Below are 21,269 nucleotides of genomic sequence, written 5' to 3'. Positions count from 1 at the left end.
CATATGTTGGTTGTCGGATTGAGTTGTGGGTGCGGCTGTCAGGGAGAAACGGAGACCGGCTGACCGCTCGAGGCGGACAGATAGGCAGCATCGATCACGCGCATCGACGCGCGGGCGTCTGCCACGGTGTAGTCGGGTTCGGTCCGTGTGGGAAGTCGATCGAGCACGTGAGAGAGAAAGCTCGACACCGCGTTGTCCGAACCGAAGCCGCCGATGGGTAGTGCGGTCACGTCTCCCGAGGCCGCGAAGTGGGTCACGGCAGGTTTGTCGTCGTCGGAACTCGCGTATCCGTGGGAGCCGAGGACCCGAACCGTCGCGGTATTCGCGCCGAAACCCGGTGCTGCGGGGATTCTTCCGACGGTCACCGTCGCGGTGACTCCGTTTTCCAGGGCGAGCGAGATCAACGCCGTGTCTTCGACGCCGAACTGCTGGTGGGCCCCGCCGTACAGTGTGCTCGTCTCGGCGTACACCTCGGTGACGTCCAGGCCGGTGAGGTATCTGAGGTAGTCGGCGGCGTAACCGGCGAAGTTCACTACTTCTCCCCCGCCGGAAAGCGCGGGATCCACCACCAGTTCGGGACGCTCGACGGACGTCGCGAAATGTGTTCCGCTTGCGAGGAACTCGATGTCCACGTGGCGCGGCAGTCCGAGATTTCCGGCGTCGATCCAGCGGCGCAGTCGCCGGAGCGCAGGTGAATGAGTGCGGTTCACCACCGTACAGATTCGCCCGTTCGACCGTGCCGCTTCCTCGACCGCCGCGGCCTCCGACTCGTCGATACCCACCGGCTTGTCCACCAGGACGTCGAGTCCGGCGTTCAATGCGGCAATCGCAAGCCGCGCATGCCTGGTCGGCTCACTGCAGATGATCGCCAGGTCAATCCGTTCGGGGTCGAGCAACTCGCCGAGTTCGTCGATCCACTCGATGTCTGCGGCCTTTGCCATCGCGATCCCGTCCTCACGAATCCAATCGGGGACCGAGGATTCGTCGGAGGCCCCGACCAGGCTCACTCGAGGATCGGATCGCAACAGGTCCGCATAGGAGCCGGCATGCCTGACGCCGCTGACAAATCCGACGCGGATCGAACCGGTGCCGGTCATTGGTTTTCTCCGATCGAGACAGCGCGGCCGGTGTCGAGCGATTGCTGGGCAGCGATGGCAGTCGCGAGAGCTGCACGCACCTGCCAGTTCTCGACTATCGGGCTCGCGGAACCGTCGAGAGTGGCGATCCAGTGACGCATCTGATGCGACATCGCGTCCTCGATCGACGACGGCGGCGCGTTGGTCGTGTCCGTCATCAGTCCCGGGTCGTCGCCGGTGTCGTGCGCGAGCGTGCCGGAAGTCCCCGACACCACGATCCGACGCACCATCTTTCCCGATTGTGGTAGCGCGTAGGCCAATTCGATCAGAGCCAGCGATCCGTCCTCGAAGCGAACGGTCAGATGGAAGCTGTCGTGCACGGGCATCCCCGCCGCGAAGGTGGGGAAACTACGAGCGAACACACGGGTCGGACGACGACCGATCAGCCACGTCACCAGATCGAGTGCGTGGGTTCCGTTGTGAACGGGGTGACCACCCGAACGTTCCTTGTCGTGTTGCCAGCCTCGCCAGCCCCCTGGCCAGACATGGCCGGTGTACCAACTGAGATGGATCAACCGGGGGTCGCCGATGGCACCTTGTGCAACCGAGTTTCCGATCGAGGTGATCGACGGCTGGAATCGTACGGTCTGTCCGACCATCAGTGAGGTGCCGTTACCTTCGGTGGCCTCGACCATCGCGTCGAAGTCCGCGACTGTCAGCGCGGCCGGCTTCTCCACGTGCACATGCTTTCCCGCGCGGCCCGCGGCTATCGTCACGGGTGCGTGGTCGGGAGTGGCCCCGACGACGTTGACCGCCTGCACGCTCGGGTCGGCGAGAATCTTCGCCAGATCGGTACTGGCCTTCGCGCCCGGCGCCAACGCCGCAACCGATGCGGCCCGGTCCAAGTCACTGCCGAATACGTAGGCGACTTCGACCGACGGGATGCGCGCCAAGGCGCTGACGTGGTCCCGCGCGATTCCGCCGCTACCTATGACGGCTACACGCACCGTCACTTGGCACTTCCCGAGAGCGCTGCCGGTTCGCCGCCACCGAGTCGCACCTGTTCGGCGACGACGAGTGCGCGTTCACGTGCGTACGTCAACGGCGAGTCGGGATCAGCCTTGCCGTCGAGAACTGCTGCCATCTCGTCGATTTCGTGACGAATCGCAGCCTGCATCCACAGCGAGGATCCTCCGTTTCCCGAGTTGTACTTCTGCGTCCTGCTCGCAGCGTCGATCAACGATTGGTTCTCGGCGTCGACGTCGAAGATCGGCCACGACTCTACGACCTGTCCCCCGCGCACTCGGCTGACCCGGCCGGTGTGGAAGTCCGCGTGGACCGAACCTTCGGTGGCATCGACCGTCAGCTGCCACGACGAAGTGTGTGAACGCGTCGAGATGGTGTGTCTGCCGATCGCGCCGCCGGCGAACGACACCACTGTGTTGCGGAAGCCGTCGTCCGCGGTGGCGATGCTCGACACGGCAGTCACCTCGCCGCCGAGCCAGCACATCAGGTCCAGTTCGTGAATCTCGTGAGTCAGTTCTCCACCCGTTCGGCTCTTGTCGAGCTTCCACCACTGTGGATCTGCGCCGTCGGTGTCGATCCATCGTGAGCGAGACGTTTCGATCGCAGCGACCTCGCCGAGCTCCCCCGACGTCAGCAGGCCCGCCAGCCGTCGTACACCCGGCATCATCCGCATGATGTGCCCGACCATCAACGGCGAACCGCTCGCGTCGGCGCTCGCGATCATGTTCTGCGCATCGACCAGTTCGACGGCGAGTGGCTTCTCGACAAAAACTGCCTTGCCGTGTTCGAGCGCCGCGATGGCAGGTTCGGCGTGCGCGTGATTGGGCGTCGCGACGACAACGAGGGCCAACTCCGGGTGAGCGGCCACCGCGTCGTGATCGTCTGTCGGGGTTGCCGAGAACTCTGCGGCGACGTCCTTGGCCCGCTCGAAGTCACGGTCGCACAGCATCGTCAGTTCGAAACGTGGATGGGCAGCCAGCTCGCGAGCGAGGGAACTACCGAAGAATCCGCAACCGACCACACCGACTTTGTATCGGGTCATGAAGTCTCCAAAGATTGGATGAGGGATGTCCTATGTTATACGGCCGGCGTCATCGCTCGTCAATTCGACACCGGTAACACAGTCTTCATCCATGCAGGTGAGCGCACTATTTTTGGCTCGAAACCGGCGAAACGTCGAAGTTCGGCGCCGCCAGTTCCGAAGATTCTCTAGACGCTTTCTGATCCACAATGTAAGTTACGCAACATCGGACGTCGAACATAGGACATCCCCTATCCACTCCCTTGATGTCCCGCTCCCCGCCTTGGAGGCCGCCTTGAAGAACGAACGACCGCTGAGCTCCGCGTTCACCCGCCGAGACCTGTTCCGGTACACCGGGCTACTGGGAGCTGCAGCAGGTATCACCGCGACTCTCGCGGCCTGTGGCGGCGGGCCGTCGTCGACCTCGGTTGTCGGCGGTTCCGCGAGCACCGGCGATCTGACCACCGCCATCGGATACGGCAACGACCAGAGCTTCGACCCGATGCAGACTGCATCCGGTTTCCTCATGGCAGCGGTCAACCACGTCTACGAGGGACTGCTCGAAAACGATCCAGGCACCGGTGAGACGTATGCGGCGCTCGCACAGGCCGTCCCGACCGACGCCACTGCCTCGAGCTGGACCATGAAAATCCGCGAGGGAGCAACCTGGCACGACGGCACTCCGGTCACCTCGGACGACGTCGTCTTCACCTTCGATCGCATCCTCGATCCACAGCAGAACGTACTGATCCGCTCCTTCTTCTCCTCCTGGCTGCAGTCCGTCACCAAGGTCGACGACCAAACGGTGACCCTGAACTTCAACTACCCGTTCAGCGCTGCCGCACAGCGTCTCTCGATCGCCAAGATCATGCCCAAGCACGTCTTCGACGGCCACTGGGACGAGGCCAAGTCCGGAACGCTGGTCGTCGGTTCCGGTCCGTACAAGCTCAAGAGCCACACCCCCAAGAGCAACACAGCTTTCGAGGCCTTCGAGGCGTACAACGGGCCGCGTCCGGCCAACTTCGCGACCATGAACTGGCTCTCCATCGTCGACACCTCCTCACGCATCGCGCGCGTCTCGGGCAACAATGCCGGTGCACAACTCGCCGACAACATCCCCGTCGCCAACGTCCCCACTCTGACCTCCGGTGGGCGCACCGTCGAGGGCAACCCGGGCATGAACCTCATGTACCTGCTCTTCGACACGACTCAGGCACCGTTCGACGACGTTCGTGTTCGCCAGGCGATGTTCTATGCGATCAACACCCCGAAGATGATCGAAATCGCCCTCGGCGGCAAGGCAGCACCGGCCACGAGCTACCTGTACGAGCGCAACCCCGACTACGCGCGAGCGTCCACCGTCTACTCGTACGATCCGGACAAGGCCCGCTCGCTCCTCGCTGCCGCCGGTGTCAGTGGCCTCGACCTGACGCTGCTCTCCACCAACGTCAGCTGGTTGGCCGACTGCTTGCCGACCATCAAAGAGTCTTGGGACGCAGTCGGATTCAACACGACACTCGAACCGCAGGACACCAGCGCCATGGTGAGCAAGCTCAACAGCGGCCAGAAGTTCCAGATCGCCGCCGGTACGTCCAACCCGCAGGCATTCGGCAGCGACGTCGACCTTCTCGTCCGCTACACGTACAGCAAGGGCGGCTTGTGGACGAAGACCTACGCCAAGTGGGACGACACCCCCGAAGCGCAGAAGATCTACGCCACCATGGACGAAGCCACCCGCGAGACCGACCCGGCAAAGCGCAGCACCCTCGTGCAGTCGTACCTGAACCAGATCGCCGAAAATGCTGTCTACTACCCGGTTCTCCATCAGGAGCTCCTGACTGCGTGGGATCCGAAGAAGATCGCCGACGTCACTCCGCTGCCGTACCCCGGCGTCAACCTGCTTCAGGCGAAGCCGGCCTGATACCCGCCCGCTCGGCCGTTTCCCACAACTGAGAGATCCCCCGATGGCAAGAGTCCTCCCCATGCTGATCAGGCGATTACTGATACTGATCCCCCTGATCCTCGGCATCATCGCGTTCGTCTTCATCGTGATGCAGTTCGCGCCCACCGATCCCGCAACCGCGGCGTTCAACGGTGGCAACCCGACTGCGGAACAGTTGCAGCAGTTCAAGGAAGAGAACGGACTGCTCGATCCGCTTCCGCTGCAATACGTTCACTTCGTGACCGATCTGGTCAGCGGCAACATGGGTGACAGTCTGATTTCCGGTACCCCGGTGTTGGATTCGATCTCCACCGCTCTGCCACTGACCATTCAGCTCACGGTTCTCGGACTGGTGATCGCCATCGTGCTCTCGCTGATCTTCGGCGTCACCAGCGCACTGTTCCGCGATCGTTGGCCGGATCAGGTCATCCGAGTGATCTCCCTCGGCGGTGTGGCGGCACCGTCATTCTGGTTGGCACTGCTGATGATTCAGTACCTTGCTGTCCAACTCGGATGGTTCCCTACCGGTGGCTACGTCAATCCGAGCGACTCCGTCAGCGACTGGCTCTGGTACATGGCGCTCCCGGCGCTGTCCCTGTCACTGCCCGTCGCAGCACAACTCACGCGCATCATCCGCACGTCGATGGTCGAGGAGTTGGACAAGGACTACGTCCGGACCGCGATCGGCAGCGGCCTGCCCTATCACGTGGTGATCGGACGGAATGTGTTGCGTAACGCGCTGATCAACCCGCTCACCGTCCTGGGCCTCCGTGTCGGTTACCTCCTCGGTGGCGCTGTGGTCATCGAGCAGATCTTCGGCCTGCCCGGCATGGGTCAGCTCATGATCAACGGCGTCACCAACGGTGACCCCGCAGTCGTTCAGGGTGTTGTCATCGTCATCGCGGTCGGCTTCGTCGTCGTCAACCTCGCCGTCGACATCCTCTACCTGCTTGTCAATCCACGACTTCGGAGCGCAGCATGATGAGAAGAAAACTCACCGAGAAGCTTTCGCGACCCGGCATCACCTTTTCTCGCTTCCCCCTCTCGGCCTGGCTGTCGATGGCGGTTCTCGCGATCATCGTGCTCGCCTGCCTCTTCGCGCCGCTGATCACGCAGTACACCCCGCTCGAACAGGCGGTGGGTACCGCGGGCCCCAGCGCCGAGCACTGGTTCGGTCAGGACAGTCTCGGTCGAGATCTGTTCAGCCGCTTGCTCTACGGCGGACGCTGGTCGCTGACCATCGGTCTCGGTTCCACCTTCCTCGCACTGTGCGCCGGCGCTCTCATCGGATCGGTGGCCGCAACGAGCCGAAAAGGCGTCGACGAGACCATCATGCGAGTGCTCGACGTGGTCATGGCGTTCCCGGGCATTGCGCTCGCTGCCGTACTCGTCGCGGCCTTCGGTGGTTCGATCCCGGTTCTGATCGTCACTATCGCGTTCCTCTACACACCGATGGTGGCTCGCGTCGTTCGCGCGAACGTTCTCGCTCAGTACGGTGAGGACTACGTCGCGGCCGAAAAGGTCATCGGCGCAAGAACTTCACACATCGTCGTCAAGCACGTCGTAGCCAACTGTGCTGCGCCCGTTCTCGTCTTCTGCACTGTCATGGTCGCCGACGCCATCGTGCTGGAAGCCAGCCTGTCGTTCATCGGCGCCGGTGTGCGTCCCCCGGACCCGTCGTGGGGATCGGTGATCGCGGACGGCAAGAACATGGTCCTCCTCGGTGGTTGGTGGGCAACGGTGTTCCCCGGCCTGCTCATTCTGCTGACGGTGCTCTCCCTCAACGTGCTCGCCGAGGGCCTGACGGACGCGATGGCCGATCCGAGTCTGAAGAAGACCAAGAAGACGCCCTCCGCGCTCCAAGCAGCGCAGACCGCTGCAGCGGAGGAGACCTCCAACGAGCTCATTCTGGAGGACGAAGCCGCATCGGTCACCGACACTCCGGGGTTGATAGACGACTTCGCCGATCCGAGCGTCGTGAAAGATGTTCTCGAGCCGGCCGCCGAGCCGACTCCTCTCGAAACGCACCTGAAGATCCTGGCGGAAACCGAGCGGTCCCGCTCCGATCGTCTTGTGTACGAGGGCGATGCCGCGCCACTCCTCGAGGTCCGCAATCTCACGATCCGGTTCCCGGAACGCTACGGAGACACCGCGATCGTCGACAACGTGAGCTTCACCGTCCGCCCGAACGAGACGATGGCACTCGTCGGCGAGTCCGGTTGCGGAAAATCGCTCACGTCGCTGGCGATCATGGGTCTGCTACCCAAGACGGCAGTGGTGACCGGCGAGATCCTGTTCGACGGAGTCAACGTCCTCGAGCTGAACAACCGAGAGCGAAACAAGCTGCGCGGGCACGACATGGCCATGATCTACCAGGACGCGCTGAGTTCACTGAATCCGGCGATGCTGATCCGCGCGCAGTTCAAGCAGCTCACCAAGCGCGGCGGTACCCGCACAGCCGAGGAACTGCTCGAACTCGTCGGACTCGATCCGGTGCGCACTCTCTCCAGCTACCCACACGAGCTTTCCGGTGGTCAGCGTCAGCGCGTTCTGATCGCCATGTCGCTCACCCGCAGTCCGCGGTTGATCGTCGCGGACGAGCCCACCACCGCTCTCGACGTCACCGTCCAGGCCCAGGTCGTGGACTTGCTCAACGATCTTCGGGAAAAGCTGGGGTTTGCCATGGTTTTCGTGAGCCACGATCTTGCACTCGTTGCTTCACTCGCTCACAAGATCACGGTGATGTACGCCGGTCAGGTCGTCGAGTCGGCGCCCACGAGTGATCTGCTCGTCGATCCCCGCCACGAATACACCCAGGGCCTTCTCGGTGCCGTTCTCTCGATCGAGGACGAAGCGCCGCGACTGCATCAGATTCAGGGAACTGTTCCCTCGCCCGGAAACTTCGCGCCGGGTGACCGTTTCGCCGAGCGTTCCACTCGCCCGGACTCCGACCCCCTCCGAAAGCCGGAGATGGTCCGGGTCGACGGGACCGAGCATTGGTTCGCCGACCAGTCCGCGACTCCCGTACGTACAGAATCGGAATTGGAGAGCGTGCGATGACTACAGCTGAAGCACCCATCCTGGAACTGAAGAACATTCACGTCGTCCACAAGACCCGTTCGGGATCACTGTTCAAACCGGGCACAGTTCACGCGGTCAACGATGTCAGTATCGACGTACGACGAGGGACGACGATCGGCATCGTGGGCGAGTCGGGTTGTGGCAAGTCCACTCTGGCCAAAGTCATGGTCGGACTGCAGAAACCGACGTCGGGCGACGTGGTCTTTCGCGGCCGAAGCGCTCTGACCCGGTCGGCCGGCGTGCGCAAGGAGTTCGGCCGGGCGATTTCGATCGTCTTCCAGGATCCGGCTACCGCGCTCAATCCCCGAATGACGGTGGCCGACATCCTCACCGATCCACTCGACGTCCACGGCATCGGCAACCGCGCGAGCCGGACCGCCCGAGTTCGCGAGCTGGTCGGTTTGGTCGGACTCCCCCAATCTGCGCTCGAAGTCATCCCGAGCCAGATCTCCGGCGGTCAGCGGCAACGTGTCGCGATCGCGCGTGCACTCGCGCTCGAACCTGACGTCATCGTGGCCGACGAGCCGACGTCGGCGCTCGACGTCTCGGTGCGAGCGCAGATCCTGAATCTGCTCAGCGACATCAAGGCTCGGTTGGGGCTCGGCATGGTGTTCATCTCGCACGACATACAGACGGTGCGGTACGTCTCCGACACCATCGTCGTCATGAACGCCGGGCGGATCGTCGAGCAGGGAACGGCCCAGGAAGTATTCGACAACCCGTCGGATGCGTACACGGCCAAACTGCTGGGTGCGGCGCCCAGCCTCCTGCAACGCACCGTTGACGTGGGTTGACCAATGGAGCGGATGACCGGACATAGGATGAAGGACGTTCGTATCAGAAAAGGGGAATCGATGTCTGTCCGGAGTGGCACACAGGGCGCTCGTTTCAGCGCGCAAAACCGCATGCGCGCACTTCAGACGGACATCATGAACTTGATCCTCGAACGCAGGCTCTCCCCCGGCGACCCGATGCCCACCGAGGCCGAACTGTCCGAGGAATTGGGTATCGGCCGAAACACGCTTCGGGAGGCGCTCAAGGTTCTGCAGGCCTTGGGCGTCGTCGAGATCCGTCACGGCTTCGGAATGTTCGTCGCCCCTAGCAACTTCGACGCTCTCGCCGACGGCCTGACCTTCCGTGGCCGGTTGTCCTTGCAGGGCACCGGGCACGAGGCGATGGAACTGGTCGACATTCGTCAGGCACTCGAGACCGGACTGATCGGTGCGGCGATGGCCGAGATGACGTCGGCCGACCACGCCGACCTCGACGAACTCGTCACCGGCATGGAGGTCCGTGCCGCTGCCGGGAAGAACTTCTCCGACATCGACGCGACCTTCCACTCCCGCCTGTACTCCCCGCTGGACAACCAGGTCCTCGCTCAGTTGATGGACGTCTTCTGGCAGGTGTACAGCGAGATCCAGCAGGCCATCGGGCATTCGGATACGCCGCTGATCGACATCGCGTCGAAGCACCGTGCGATTCTCGACGCGATCCGTACGGGTGATGCAGTCGAGGCGGCGCACACTCTCGATGTGCACTTCGGTGGCCTGCGCGAGCGGATCGCCAGTCTCCATGCGTCGGAAGCGCAGTAATTTCGAAACACGTGATTTTGCTCCGCTGTCTCACCATCGCGCCCGTTCTTCCGGCAAAATTACGGGTATGAAGAACCCGAACCTGACGCCTTCGCGCGTTCTCGCAGTTGTCCTCGCTGCCGCCCTGGTCATTTTCGTGATCGCACGCCGCCGCGACGACGGCGCCCTCAGCCGCGGAGAATGGTTGTCGGACACCGTCGGACCGGACGACCTCGCCGGCTGAAACGACGTGTGCCCTCGGCCGAAACTCGGCCGAGGGCACACGCACGTGTCATCTACTACTTCATCGAATCCAGCCGGGTTCGCGCGTCCTCGAACCCGGACACCAGCTCTGCCATGACCTCGGCGACCGGGCGGATCTCGTTCATCCGTCCCACGATCTGACCGACGGGCATTGCCACAACTTCCGGGTTCTCCGATGCAGCGATTCTCTGATGAGCGTCGCTGACCAGAAGGTTCTGCAGCGGCATCGGCAAGGGCGCCGGTGCTCCCGGGTTCGACCAGGCTTCCGTCCACTTGGTCTTGAGCAACCGAGCGGGCTTACCCGAGTAGATGCGCGAACGAACGGTGTCGGCCGACGTCGCGCCCAACAGTGCACGCTGAATAGCGGACGGGCCATCGCCCGATGCACTGCCGAGTTTGTATTCGGACGTGGTGAGCCAGTACGAGCCCATCCACACTCCGGACGCACCGAGTGCAAGTGCGGCAGCCACCTGACGGCCGCTGCCTATACCGCCGGCAGCCAGTACGGCAGCTGAATCACCCAGTGCATCAACGATTTCCGGAACGAGAACCATCGATGCGATTTCGCCGGTGTGACCGCCGGCCTCGTAGCCCTGCGCGATCACGATGTCGACACCGTTCTCGACGTGACGACGTGCATGCTCGACGGCGCCGGCCAGCGCTGCTACCGGTACGCCCTTCTCGTGTGCCTGATCGATGACGTCCTTCGGCGGTGATCCCAGTGCATTCGCAATCAACGCAATCCGGTGTCCCAGAGCAACATCGACGTGTGACCGCGCCACCGAGTGAAGCCATCCCAGTACGCCGGTCGCATGCTCGACGTCGTCGGAAAGCGGCGGCACACCGAGCTCGTCGAGCGTGCGGTTGACGAAGGCGCGGTGCTCCTCCGGAATCAGCTTGTCGAGATCGACGGCGCCGCCCTCGGTCGGCACCTTGGCCGGCATGACGATGTCGACGCCGTACGGCTTACCGTCGGTGTTCTCGTCCATCCACGTCAGTGCGGCTTCGAGCTCTTCCGGGTCGTTGAACCGGACGCAACCGAGCACGCCCAGACCTCCCGCGCGGCTGATCGCGGCCGCGACGTGCTCGGAAGGAGTGAATCCGAAAATCGGGTATTCGATGCCGAACTTGTCGGCGAGATCCGAACGCATCAGGCTTCCACGCTTTCGTTTGCGGACGCCACAGGAGCGCCGTTTCCGTTGTGATCATCGGCCTCGCGCGATTCCGTTTCGGCCTTCGCCCAGCGGTAGTCGGGCTTGCCTGCCGGGTTGCGCTTGATCTGGTCCACGAACCACACGCTGCGCGGAACCTTGTATCCGGCAATCTCTTTGCGTGCTGCGGTGGCGATGTCGTGCAGCGTCGGCGACGTGCCTTCGCGTACCTGGACCACTGCGGCAACGCGCTGACCGAAGCGCTCGTCGGGGATACCGACCACCAGGACGTCGAAGATGTCCGGGTGCGCCTTCAAAGCGCCCTCGACCTCTTCCGGGTACACCTTCTCGCCGCCGCTGTTGATCGACACCGAACCGCGGCCGAGCATCGTGACCGTGCCGTCGGCTTCGACCTGCGCATAGTCGCCGGGGATCGAGTAGCGAACGCCGTTGATGGTGCGGAAGGTTTCGGCCGTCTTGACCTCGTCCTTGTAGTAGCCGAGCGGGATGTTGCCCTTGCGAGCGAGCATGCCGCGCTTGCCCGATCCGGGTTCGACCTCGTTGCCGTCGTCGTCGAGAACCGTTGTGGAGGCGTCGATCTTGACCGTCGGACCGCCAGTGTGCTTCTGGCCCTTGCTCAGCACGGCGAGTCCACCGAAGCCGGTCTCGGATGCTCCGATGGAGTCCGTCAGCAGGCGGTTGGGCAACAGTTCGAGGAACTGCTCCTGGATACTCGGCGAGAAGAGTGCAGCACTGCTGGCCATCACGTAGAGCGTCGAAAGATCGTACGGCTCACCGGTCTCCGGGTTTCCGGCGATGAGTGCGTCGAGCATCGGACGGCCCATCGCGTCACCCGTGATGAAGATCAGGTTGACCTTGTGCTTGTCGATGTTCTGCCACACCTCGTGGGCGTCGAATTCCGGGTGCATCAAACAGGTTCCACCGCCGAAGAGGCTGTGGAATACCGCCGACTGCGAACCGCCGTGAATCATCGGAGGGATCGGGTAGCGGATCATGCTCGGGTTGGCTGCGCCGACCTTCGCCATCTCGTACTCGTCCTCGACCGGAACTCCGGTGACGAAGTTGATGCCTCCGCCGAGAACACGCCACCAGTCCTCGTGACGCCACATGACGCCCTTGGGACTTCCGGTGGTGCCGCCGGTGTAGAGCATGAAGATGTCGTCGTTGCTGCGCTCTTCGAAATCACGCTCACCCGAACTCTGCGCGAGTGCGTCCTCGTAGCCGATGCCGAAAGCACTGAAGTCCAGATCGGTGCCGTCCTCGACCACGATGACGGACTTGACCTTGGGAGTGTTCGGCAGGACGTTCGCGACCTTGTCCGAGTAGCGGCGCTCGTGAATGAGCGCAACCATGTCGGAGTTGTCGAAGATGTACTGCAACTCGTTCTCGACGTACCGGTAGTTGATGTTCACCATCACGGCCCGGATCTTGAAGACCGCGACCATGGCCTCGATCGCCTCGATGACGTTCCGGCAGTAGATGCCGACCTTGTCACCCGGCTGAACGCCATGTTCACGCAGGTAGTGACCGAGGCGGTTTGCTCGGTCCTCCAACTGTGCATAAGTCATCTCGCGGTTGTCCGAGACCAGCGCAACGCGGTCCGGAACGAGGTCGATTGCGTGCTCTACGAAGTCTGCGATGTTAAGGGCCACGAGTTCAAAGTAGAACGTGTTACCGTTTCTGGCAAGACCCAATTTGAGAGCCAGCTCACAGACCCGCCAGGAGCCATCAGTGTCCACTTCGACGACCGAAAAATCAGACATTTCGGAAACCGCGCCGCATTGCCTCGTGGAGAAGCGTGGCCACGTTCTCATCGTGACCATGAATCGCCCCGAGCGTAAGAACGCCATCACCGGCGAGATGATGGCGATCATGGTCGACGCCTGGGATCAGGTCGACAACGACCCCGAAATTCGTGTCGCCATCCTCACCGGTGCGGGCGGCGACTTCTGCGCCGGCGCCGACCTCAAGAACATGTCCGCCAAGCCGCCGGGAGATTCCTTCGCGGGCGGTGGCGTCGACATGTCCAAGATCGAAGGCCTCCTCAAGGGCCGTCGGTTGACCAAGCCACTGATCGCCGCCGTCGAGGGTGCAGCTATCGCCGGCGGAACCGAAATCCTGCAGGGCACCGACATCCGCGTCGCGGGTGAGAGCGCCAAGTTCGGCGTCTCCGAAGCCAAGTGGGGGCTCTTCCCGCTCGGCGGTTCCGCAGTGCGTCTGGTGCGACAGATTCCGTACACGATCGCGGCGGACATCCTGCTCACAGGTCGTCACATCAAGGCTCCGGAGGCCAAGGAGATCGGGCTCATCGGCCACGTGGTCCCGGACGGCCAGGCCCTCGACAAGGCGCTGGAGCTCGCGGACCTGATCAGTGCAAACGGCCCTCTCGCCGTGCAGGCGATTCTCAAGACCATCCGCGACACCGAGGGCATGCATGAGGAAGAGGCCTTCCAGATCGACGCACAGCTGGGTATGAAGGTGTTCATGAGCGCCGACGCCAAGGAGGGCCCGCGGGCTTTCGGTGAGAAGCGGGCGCCCCAGTTCAAGGGTGTCTGACCCACCCCTGTCTGAGCCACCCCCGTCTGACCGACCCCCGCCTGAGCCCCCTTTCCTGTCCGCTCTCGGTCCCACCCACCCCCTTTTCGAGCGAACGTACCTTTCGGCGCCTTCAGTGCGCCGAAAGGCACTTTCGCTCAGCCGGTTTCGTCCAATTTCACCCATCTCGACCTCGCGAACACCTGCGGCCGGGGACGTGACTGCGCCAATCTGTAGTGCGCACGCAGGTCCTCGATCACGCGATCAGGGTCCGTTCGCAGTGCACTGGGCACCGTCGGCAACACGATGATTCCCGCATTCTGCATACGCGTCCGACGCTCCACCGTGCGCTTGTAGTCCGTCGGTGCGGCATGCCATTCCAAGGAGTCGATGTCCCACGCGAAGGCAACCGAATCGATCCATCCGTCCGGAACTGCGATGAAGTCCCCGTTGGCATCCCGGATCTCATGGTTGAACAACATTTCCGGCAGCCCGCTCCGCTGCCACAATTTTCGCGCGTGAACCTCCGGAACCGAGTGGACGTTCGCGTTCACTTCGCGCAACACGACCCGAGGTAGCGCGGAACCCCGACTGCTACCCGCTTCGAGTTCCTTCGCAAGTTCGCGCACCGAGACATCGCCGCGCTGAACAGCCTCAGCGATGAGTGCCCGTGTGGGATCGAGCGCCTTGTACCGCCTCGCAGCGTCGAGTAACGCTCGCGGCAGCGGAGCACAGCGCAGACCGTTCCGAATCTCCGGCTCGGGCAGTCGAACAGTGCGCTCCACCGTGACGAACCCAACCGATTGAACTCGACGGTCGATGGGGATGAGCACCTGCACATCCCCCGAGTGCGTTCGATATCCGTACTCCGACATGGCTGATCGCCCCGTCAGCAGGGAATCGTCACCGCTCAACATGAGCGCAGCGATCGAGCGTTGACGTGGCGTCGGTTGACCGTTTCTGAGCAGAATGACCCCCGGCAATATGCGCTGCCACGGTCCACCTACCCGACACCGGGTGTGCACTGCGGAGTTGGACACGCCCAATCGCGCCAACTCCGCCGTTCGGATCACTCCGCTTCGACTGACGCGGTAAATCGCGTCCAGATCATCGCCCCACGTTCCTCGCCGCATGGTTGCAGCATGACTCGAGCATCAGCGCGGGCCCCGGCGGCGAACTGGGGTTTCGGTGCGCCTGTGGATAACTTTGGGCGAGCGAAAGGTACGTTCAGCGCCTCAGATGCGCTGAACGTGCCGTTCGCTCGAAGAAAAAAGGGGGGTACCGCTCGAAAAAAAAGGGGGTGCCCCGCTCAACCACCCACCGCGGCCGCGAGCTCTCGCACATGGTCGGCGTCGCGGCAGGTCACCAGCAGCATCGTGACTCCGGCTTCCTCCCAACGCTTCACGTCTGCGCGCACCTCGTCGACGTTGCCGATGATCATGGTCTCGGTGACCATCTCGTCGGGGACGACGGCAGCAGCTTCGTCCTTGCGGCCCGACATGAAGAGGCGACCGATCTCGTCGACCTCCTTCTCGTAGCCCATCCGCTTGTAGACCTGCGCGTGAAAGTTCAACTCCGGGGCGCCCATTCCCCCCACGTAGAGGGCGGTCATCGGCTTGAGAGCAGCGATGGCAGCGGCGCGATCGTCGGTCACGATGACCTGGCACGTGGCGGCCACCTCGAAGTCTTCGCGACTGCGACGGGCCCCGGCGCGCGCGAACCCTTCGTCGAGCCACTTGTTGTACATCGGGGCCAGGCGCGGGGTGTAGTAGATCGCCAGCCAGCCGTCGGCGATTTCACCGGCGAGCGCGACGTTCTTCGGCCCTTCGGCGCCGAGCCAGATCGGGATGTCCGCACGCAGCGGGTGCGTAATGGGCTTGAGCGGCTTGCCAAGTCCCGAACTGCCCGGTCCCGCATACGGCAGAGGGTAGTGGGGGCCGGGGCTGGTGACGGGCGCTTCACGGGCGAGGACCTGGCGCACGATCGAGACGTATTCGCGGGTGCGCGCGAGCGGCTTCTCGAACGGCTGGCCGTACCAACCTTCGACGACCTGCGGTCCGGATACGCCGAGCCCGAGGATCGTTCGCCCACCGTTGAGGTGATCGAGAGTGAGCGCGTGCATGGCACAGCTGGTCGGTGTTCGCGCCGAAATCTGTACGACGGAGGTGCCGAGACGGACGTTCTCGGTGCGCGATCCCCACCAGGCGAGCGGGGTGAAAGCGTCCGAGCCCCACGACTCCGCCGCGAAAACCGCGTCGAATCCCGCGCCTTCCGCGGCCTCGATCAGTTCCGGGGCGTTTGCCGGCGGCTGTGCGCCCCAGTATCCGAGTTGCAACCCAAGCTTCATCGCAGGCCTCCACATTGCCGGTGATCAGAAGTGACTCTTGCCACAATCTCTAGAACCTGTTCTACTCGATCTTGTGACCATCGGAAAGAGCGGGGTGGCCGACAAGCCCCTGAGCGCACCATTGAATCTCCATTTCGACTACACCAGATCGACGGGACCGACCATCGGCGCGTTCGTGACTGCCCTGCGTGATCGCAAGGTGATCGGCGCACGCGGGTCGAACGGTCGTGTCTTCGTTCCGCCACCGGAATTCGATCCGGACACGGCCGAGCCACTGACCGACTTCGTCGGAGTCTCCGACGGCGGAACGGTCGTGAGTTGGACGTGGATGCCCGAACCCATCGAGGGTCAACCACTGACGAAGCCTTTCGCGTGGGCCCTGATCAAGCTCGACGGCGCGGACACGTCCATGCTCCACGCAGTCGACGTCGACTCCCCCGACGACATCAGCACCGGCCTGCGGGTTCGTGCTCGCTGGGCGTCGGAGCGGATCGGGCAGATCAAGGATATCGAGTGCTTCGAACCAGGTGAGAGCGAAAATGGAATCGCGACAGTCGATTCCAGCGCCGATCCTGTCACCATGATCACGACGCCTGTCGACCTGCACTTCATGCATTCCGCTTCGGCCGAGGAGAGTTTCTACCTCCGTGGTCTCGCAGAAGGCAAGCTGATCGGTGGTCGCAGCGGACCCGAAGACAAGATCTACATCCCACCGCGCGGCGCGAATCCCACCAACGGGAAGCCGACGAGCGAGCAGATCGAACTGCCGGACAAGGGAATTGTCACCACCTTCTGCATCGTCAACGTCCCGTTCCTCGGGCAGCGAATCAAACCGCCCTACGTGGCCGCCTACGTGCTTCTCGACGGGGCTGACATTCCGTTCCTGCACTTGATTCTCGAATGTGATGCCGCGGACGTACGGATGGGCATGCGCGTCGAAGCCAAGTGGAAGCCTCGCGAAGAGTGGGGTTACACCCTCGAGAACATCGAATACTTCCGGCCGACAGGTGAACCCGACGCCGAGTACTCCACCTTCCAACACCACCTGTGAGGCTCCTGAAATGACTTCTGCAGACATCGCAGTCGTGGGCTTTGCTCAGGCACCCCACGTCCGCGAAACCAACGGCACCACCAACGGCGTCGAGATGCTCGTCCCGTGCTTCCAGCAGCTCTACAGCGATCTGGGAATCACCAAGTCAGACATCGGCTTCTGGTGCTCCGGATCTTCCGACTACCTGGCCGGACGAGCGTTCTCCTTCATCTCGGCCATCGACTCCATCGGAGCGGTCCCGCCGATCAACGAATCTCACGTCGAGATGGACGCTGCGTGGGCCTTCTACGAAGCGTGGATCAAGATCTTGACCGGCGAGGTCGAGACCGCGCTGGTATACGGCTTCGGCAAATCCTCCGCCGGGCACCTGCGCAAGATCCTGTCCATGCAGCTCGATCCGTACCTCGTCACTCCGCTGTGGCCGGACTCCGTCTCGATCGCCGGACTTCAAGCCCGACTCGGACTCGACGCGGGTAAGTGGACGCACGAGGACATGGCGGAGGTTGCCGCTCGTAGCCGTCGTCACGCGCTGAGCAATCCGAAGGCTCAGCTCGCAGGCGAGGTCGACATCGAGGCCCTTCTCGCCAGCCCCTTCCTCGCAGATCCGTTGCGCGCACACGATTGTGCGCCCATCACCGACGGCGCGGCAGCAATCGTCCTGGCCTCGGGTAACCGCGCCCGCGATCTCTGCGAGCGGCCGGCGTGGATCACCGGACTCGAGCATCGCATCGACTCCCCCAACCTGGGTGCACGTGACCTGACCACCTCACCGTCCACTACGTCCGCAGCCAAGGCGGCAACGGGCGGCGAGGTCGGCAACATCGACGTCGCCGAACTGCACGCACCGTTCACTCACCAGGAATTGATCTTGAAGGAAGCGATCGGCCTGACCGACGCCACCACGATCAATCCGTCCGGCGGTCCGCTCAGCGGCAACCCACTGTTCGCCGGTGGTCTGGAACGAATCGGCCACGCCGCCAAGGCAATCTTCGACGGCCAGGCGAATCGCGCTCTGGCCCATGCAACAAGCGGCCCTGTGCTGCAGCAGAACCTGGTAGCAGTCTTGGAGGGACGGAACTGATGGCCGGAACGCCTCAACTCGCGGCCGTGCTCGGCACCGGCCAAACTCACTACGTCGCAAAGCGTCACGATGTCTCGATGGCGGGCTTGGTTCGTGAAGCCATCGACGCCGCGATGCTCGACGCCAACGTCGGCTGGGACGACATCGACGCCGTCGTCATCGGAAAGGCCCCCGACCTGTTCGAGGGTTCGATGATGCCCGAACTCGCCATGTCGGATGCTCTGGGCGCAAACGGAAAGCCGTTGCTGCGTGTTCACACTGCCGGATCGGTGGGCGGTTCGACGGCTATCGTCGCCTCCAGCCTGGTCAAATCCGGTGTCCACAAGCGGGTTCTGACGGTTTCCTGGGAGAAGCAGTCCGAGTCGAACGCCATGTGGGCGCTGTCCGTACCGGTTCCGTTCAACATGCCCGTCGGCGCCGGTGCCGGTGGATACTTCGCGCCGCACGTCCGTTCGTACATTCGTCGATCGGGCGCACCGGAGCACATCGGCTACCTCGTCGCTGTGAAGGATCGACTCAACGGCAGCCTCAATCCGTATGCGCACTTGCGGCAGCCGGACATCACTCTCGAATCGGTACAGGCATCTCAGATGCTCTGGGATCCGATCCGCTACGACGAGACCTGCCCGTCCTCGGATGGCGCGTGCGCTCTGGTGATCGGCAACGAGGAAGCGGCCGCACAGGTCGAGGCCGAGGGTCGTTCGGTCGCGTGGATCCACGCGACGGCGATGCGCACCGAGCCGACCTTCTATGCCGGACGCGATCAGGTCAATCCGCAGGCCGGCCGTGACGCTGCAGCAGCACTGTGGAAGTCAGCGGGAATCACCGATCCGCTCAACGAGATCGACTGCGCCGAAATCTATGTCCCGTTCTCGTGGTTCGAGCCGATGTGGCTCGAGAACCTCGGCTTCGCGGAGGAAGGCCAGGGCTGGAAGCTCACCGAGGCGGGTGAAACCGCGATCGGCGGCAAGCTCCCGGTCAATGCCTCGGGCGGTGTTCTCTCCTCCAACCCGATCGGCGCCTCGGGCATGATCCGTTTTGCCGAGTCGGCGATGCAGGTCATGCACCGCGCCGGCGATCACCAGGTAGCCGATGCTCGCAAGGCTCTCGGCCATGCCTACGGCGGTGGCTCGCAGTACTTCTCGATGTGGGTCGTCGGCTCCGAACGTCCCACCACGTAAGCAGCAGCACACACGCCGATCAGGAAGAGGCCGAAGATGAAGTACACCGTCGGGGTTGCCATGAACCCCTTGGACCAGTTAGCCGGTATCGCCAAAACTGCCGAGGAATGCGGCTTTTCGTCGATCGCTCTCCCCGATTCACTGTTCTTCATGGAAACGCAGGCGGCGGATTACCCGTACACCCCGGACGGGTCTCGGATGTGGAATGCCGAGACCCCCTGGGTCGATCCGCTCATCGCCGCGGCTGCAATGGGCGCGGTGACCGAGAAGATCGAGTTCTACACCCAGGTGCTCAAGCTGGGTAGCCGCAATCCCGTCCTGCTCGCGCGGCAGGTCGGTTCCGTGGCCGCATTGACGAACAACCGTTTCGGCTTCGGCGTCGGAATCGGTTGGGCTCCGGAAGAGTTCGAGTGGTGCGGCGCTCCGTACAAGCGTCGGGGCGCACGTGTGGACGAGATGATCGACGTCCTCAAACTGATCCTCGGCGGCGGCATGGTCGAGTATCACGGTGAGTTCTTCGATTTCGATCGCCTGCAGATGAGCCCGGCCCCCACCAAGCCGGTTCCGTTCTACGTCGGCGGCCACACCGAGGTCGCACTCAAGCGTGCTGCGCGAGTCGGCGACGGTTGGACCTCGGCGATGATCAAGTTCGACGACCTGGTGGGTGTGATCGCACGACTACGCGAACTGCGCGCCGAGTACGGCCGCGAGAACGAGCCATTCGAAATCCAGACGGTGTGCATCGACCGTTTCGGCAAGGACGGTTACGCAGAGCTCGAAGATGCCGGCGTCACGGACATCATCACCGTGCCTTGGGTTTTCGACGGAATCGGATTCGATGCCCCGCTGGAGGCAAAGCAGGATTCGATGCGCAAATTCGCCGAGCAGTACATCAACTGAGGAGCCGCGATGACCGACGAACACCCCGCCCGCGTCGCGGGTAACGCTTCGCGCGCCGCAGCGAGTGGCAAAAACAAGGAAGCCTGGCTGGACCTCTTCGCCGAGGACGGTTGGGTGGAAGATCCGGTCGGGCCTTCGGGCTTCGATCCCGAAGGCAAAGGCCATCACGGGCGCGAAGCGATCTCCAAGTTCTACGACATGACGATCGCGAACGCGGACAAGCTCGAATTTCTGATCGACGATTCACTGGTGTGCGGCAACGAGAACGTCAACATCGGCAAGATCCGGACCACCATCGGCGGCTCGATCATCGACGCCGAGGGCGTGTTCGTCTATCGCGTGAACGACGACGGCAAGATCGCGTCGCTTCGAGCATTCTGGGAAGTGGACCGTGCGATGAAGACGGCACGCAAAGCCTGAGAACCCACAGTACGAGCGCGGCCCCGGTCATCGACCGGGGCCGCGCTCGTCGTATTCGAATCAGCCTGTCGTACTTGCACCGAGAACCTCGAAATGGTTTCCTGGTTCCCAACGTCGCGTGTCGATGACGGACTGCGTCAGGCATGGAGGCGTCGTACCGCAAGGGGTCACTCATGACCATTTCGTTCAATCACACCATCATCGCCGCAAAAGACCGACAAGAGTCGGCGTGGTTCTTCACTCACATGTTCGGTCTTCCAGGCCCAGTCGAAGCCGGCTACTTTCTCGGCGTTGAACTCGAGCACGGCGTGACGTTGGACTTCGCACAGGTGGAAGAAGGCGCCGAGGTTGCGTCTCAGCACTATGCCTTCCTCGTCTCCGAGGATGACTTCGACGGCATCTACCAGCGGATACAGGCGTTGAAACTGGATCACTGGGCCGATCCGCGCCAGTCGAGTACCGGCTTCAACACCAACGACGGTGGGCGTGGGGTCTACTTCCTCGACCCGTCGGGACATTTCCTGGAAGCCATCACCAAACCGTACGGCGGCTGAATTGGAGATTGAACTACAAACGGCGGCGCCTACGGGAGATGAGGGAT

Annotated in this window: 20 protein-coding genes; 13 read left to right on the top strand and 7 right to left on the bottom strand. The window is 63.0% G+C overall.

Features of this window, described 5'->3' with window-relative positions; all coding sequences use genetic code 11:
* Positions 1–38 precede the first annotated feature (38 nt).
* From RHP72_RS04735 to RHP72_RS04725, 3 genes are read right to left on the bottom strand one after another with little or no spacing between them, the layout of a single operon-like run.
* The gene (locus tag RHP72_RS04735; protein ID WP_311094397.1) at positions 39–1,097 is read right to left on the bottom strand and encodes a Gfo/Idh/MocA family oxidoreductase; all 1,059 of its coding nucleotides are present in this window, start codon (positions 1,095–1,097) and stop codon (positions 39–41) included.
* On the bottom strand, positions 1,094–2,089 hold the full coding sequence (locus RHP72_RS04730; protein WP_007734295.1) for a Gfo/Idh/MocA family protein: 996 nt from the start codon (positions 2,087–2,089) through the stop codon (positions 1,094–1,096). The genes RHP72_RS04735 and RHP72_RS04730 overlap by 4 nt, the downstream gene beginning before the upstream one ends.
* Entirely contained in the window at positions 2,086–3,144 is a 1,059-nt protein-coding gene (locus RHP72_RS04725; protein ID WP_065456125.1) for a Gfo/Idh/MocA family protein, read from the bottom strand. The genes RHP72_RS04730 and RHP72_RS04725 overlap by 4 nt, the downstream gene beginning before the upstream one ends.
* Before the next feature lie 274 nt (positions 3,145–3,418).
* On the opposite strand from RHP72_RS04725, the gene RHP72_RS04720 reads away from it, so the two are divergent.
* The 6 genes from RHP72_RS04720 (at position 3,419) to RHP72_RS04695 (ending at position 9,961) form a co-directional block, all read left to right on the top strand.
* Positions 3,419–5,044: an ABC transporter substrate-binding protein gene (locus RHP72_RS04720; protein WP_007734285.1), complete on the top strand. Its 1,626-nt coding sequence runs from the start codon at positions 3,419–3,421 to the stop codon at positions 5,042–5,044.
* A gap of 43 nt (positions 5,045–5,087) precedes the next feature.
* Positions 5,088–6,047 carry an ABC transporter permease gene (locus tag RHP72_RS04715; RefSeq protein WP_003945671.1) on the top strand — a complete coding sequence of 320 codons (960 nt, stop codon included), beginning with the start codon at positions 5,088–5,090 and terminating at the stop codon, positions 6,045–6,047.
* Positions 6,047–8,125, top strand: a complete 2,079-nt coding sequence (locus RHP72_RS04710) for a dipeptide/oligopeptide/nickel ABC transporter permease/ATP-binding protein (protein WP_039973385.1) — start codon at positions 6,047–6,049, stop codon at positions 8,123–8,125. The genes RHP72_RS04715 and RHP72_RS04710 overlap by 1 nt, the downstream gene beginning before the upstream one ends.
* Positions 8,122–8,940, top strand: a complete 819-nt coding sequence (locus RHP72_RS04705) for an ABC transporter ATP-binding protein (protein ID WP_042449495.1) — start codon at positions 8,122–8,124, stop codon at positions 8,938–8,940. Before RHP72_RS04710 ends, RHP72_RS04705 begins: the two co-directional genes overlap by 4 nt.
* A gap of 60 nt (positions 8,941–9,000) precedes the next feature.
* On the top strand, positions 9,001–9,738 hold the full coding sequence (locus tag RHP72_RS04700) for a FadR/GntR family transcriptional regulator (RefSeq protein ID WP_007734278.1): 738 nt from the start codon (positions 9,001–9,003) through the stop codon (positions 9,736–9,738).
* Between the two features lie 67 nt (positions 9,739–9,805).
* Positions 9,806–9,961, top strand: a complete 156-nt coding sequence (locus tag RHP72_RS04695; RefSeq protein ID WP_003945810.1) for a hypothetical protein — start codon at positions 9,806–9,808, stop codon at positions 9,959–9,961.
* 55 nt (positions 9,962–10,016) lie between these two features.
* On the opposite strand, the gene RHP72_RS04690 is transcribed toward RHP72_RS04695, so the two are convergent.
* Positions 10,017–11,132 (bottom strand): nitronate monooxygenase family protein, encoded by a 1,116-nt coding sequence (locus RHP72_RS04690; protein WP_007734277.1) that lies wholly within the window; start codon positions 11,130–11,132, stop codon positions 10,017–10,019.
* Complete coding sequence (locus RHP72_RS04685; RefSeq protein ID WP_039973409.1) at positions 11,132–12,805, bottom strand: acyl-CoA synthetase; 1,674 nt, start codon at positions 12,803–12,805, stop codon at positions 11,132–11,134. Before RHP72_RS04685 ends, RHP72_RS04690 begins: the two co-directional genes overlap by 1 nt.
* Before the next feature lie 79 nt (positions 12,806–12,884).
* Here RHP72_RS04685 and RHP72_RS04680 point away from each other — a divergent pair, with 79 nt between their 5' ends.
* Complete coding sequence (locus RHP72_RS04680; RefSeq protein WP_007734275.1) at positions 12,885–13,709, top strand: crotonase/enoyl-CoA hydratase family protein; 825 nt, start codon at positions 12,885–12,887, stop codon at positions 13,707–13,709.
* A 137-nt stretch (positions 13,710–13,846) separates the two neighbouring features.
* Here the strand turns inward: RHP72_RS04680 and RHP72_RS04675 are convergent, their stop codons facing one another.
* On the bottom strand, positions 13,847–14,821 hold the full coding sequence (locus RHP72_RS04675) for a hypothetical protein (protein ID WP_042920440.1): 975 nt from the start codon (positions 14,819–14,821) through the stop codon (positions 13,847–13,849).
* A gap of 176 nt (positions 14,822–14,997) precedes the next feature.
* Positions 14,998–16,035 (bottom strand): LLM class F420-dependent oxidoreductase, encoded by a 1,038-nt coding sequence (locus RHP72_RS04670; RefSeq protein WP_019746980.1) that lies wholly within the window; start codon positions 16,033–16,035, stop codon positions 14,998–15,000.
* Positions 16,036–16,108: 73 nt separating this feature from the next.
* Between RHP72_RS04670 and RHP72_RS04665 the strand changes: the two genes are divergently transcribed.
* The 6 genes from RHP72_RS04665 (at position 16,109) to RHP72_RS04640 (ending at position 21,222) form a co-directional block, all read left to right on the top strand.
* A complete protein-coding gene (locus RHP72_RS04665) occupies positions 16,109–17,086 on the top strand; it encodes a Zn-ribbon domain-containing OB-fold protein (protein ID WP_019746979.1) in 978 nt (325 codons plus the stop codon).
* 10 nt (positions 17,087–17,096) lie between these two features.
* A complete protein-coding gene (locus tag RHP72_RS04660) occupies positions 17,097–18,167 on the top strand; it encodes a thiolase domain-containing protein (RefSeq protein WP_007734273.1) in 1,071 nt (356 codons plus the stop codon).
* Complete coding sequence (locus tag RHP72_RS04655; RefSeq protein ID WP_007734272.1) at positions 18,167–19,348, top strand: thiolase domain-containing protein; 1,182 nt, start codon at positions 18,167–18,169, stop codon at positions 19,346–19,348. The genes RHP72_RS04660 and RHP72_RS04655 overlap by 1 nt, the downstream gene beginning before the upstream one ends.
* Before the next feature lie 36 nt (positions 19,349–19,384).
* Positions 19,385–20,248 carry a TIGR03619 family F420-dependent LLM class oxidoreductase gene (locus RHP72_RS04650; protein ID WP_019746978.1) on the top strand — a complete coding sequence of 288 codons (864 nt, stop codon included), beginning with the start codon at positions 19,385–19,387 and terminating at the stop codon, positions 20,246–20,248.
* Between the two features lie 9 nt (positions 20,249–20,257).
* Positions 20,258–20,668: a nuclear transport factor 2 family protein gene (locus RHP72_RS04645; RefSeq protein WP_007734269.1), complete on the top strand. Its 411-nt coding sequence runs from the start codon at positions 20,258–20,260 to the stop codon at positions 20,666–20,668.
* A 173-nt stretch (positions 20,669–20,841) separates the two neighbouring features.
* Positions 20,842–21,222, top strand: coding sequence for a VOC family protein (locus RHP72_RS04640; RefSeq protein WP_020906296.1), 381 nt, complete (start codon positions 20,842–20,844; stop codon positions 21,220–21,222).
* Positions 21,223–21,269 lie beyond the last annotated feature (47 nt).

Source organism: Rhodococcus sp. SG20037 (assembly GCF_031763325.1).
Lineage (GTDB): Bacteria > Actinomycetota > Actinomycetes > Mycobacteriales > Mycobacteriaceae > Rhodococcus_F > Rhodococcus_F qingshengii.
This window is presented reverse-complemented; position numbering and strand designations above follow the sequence as displayed.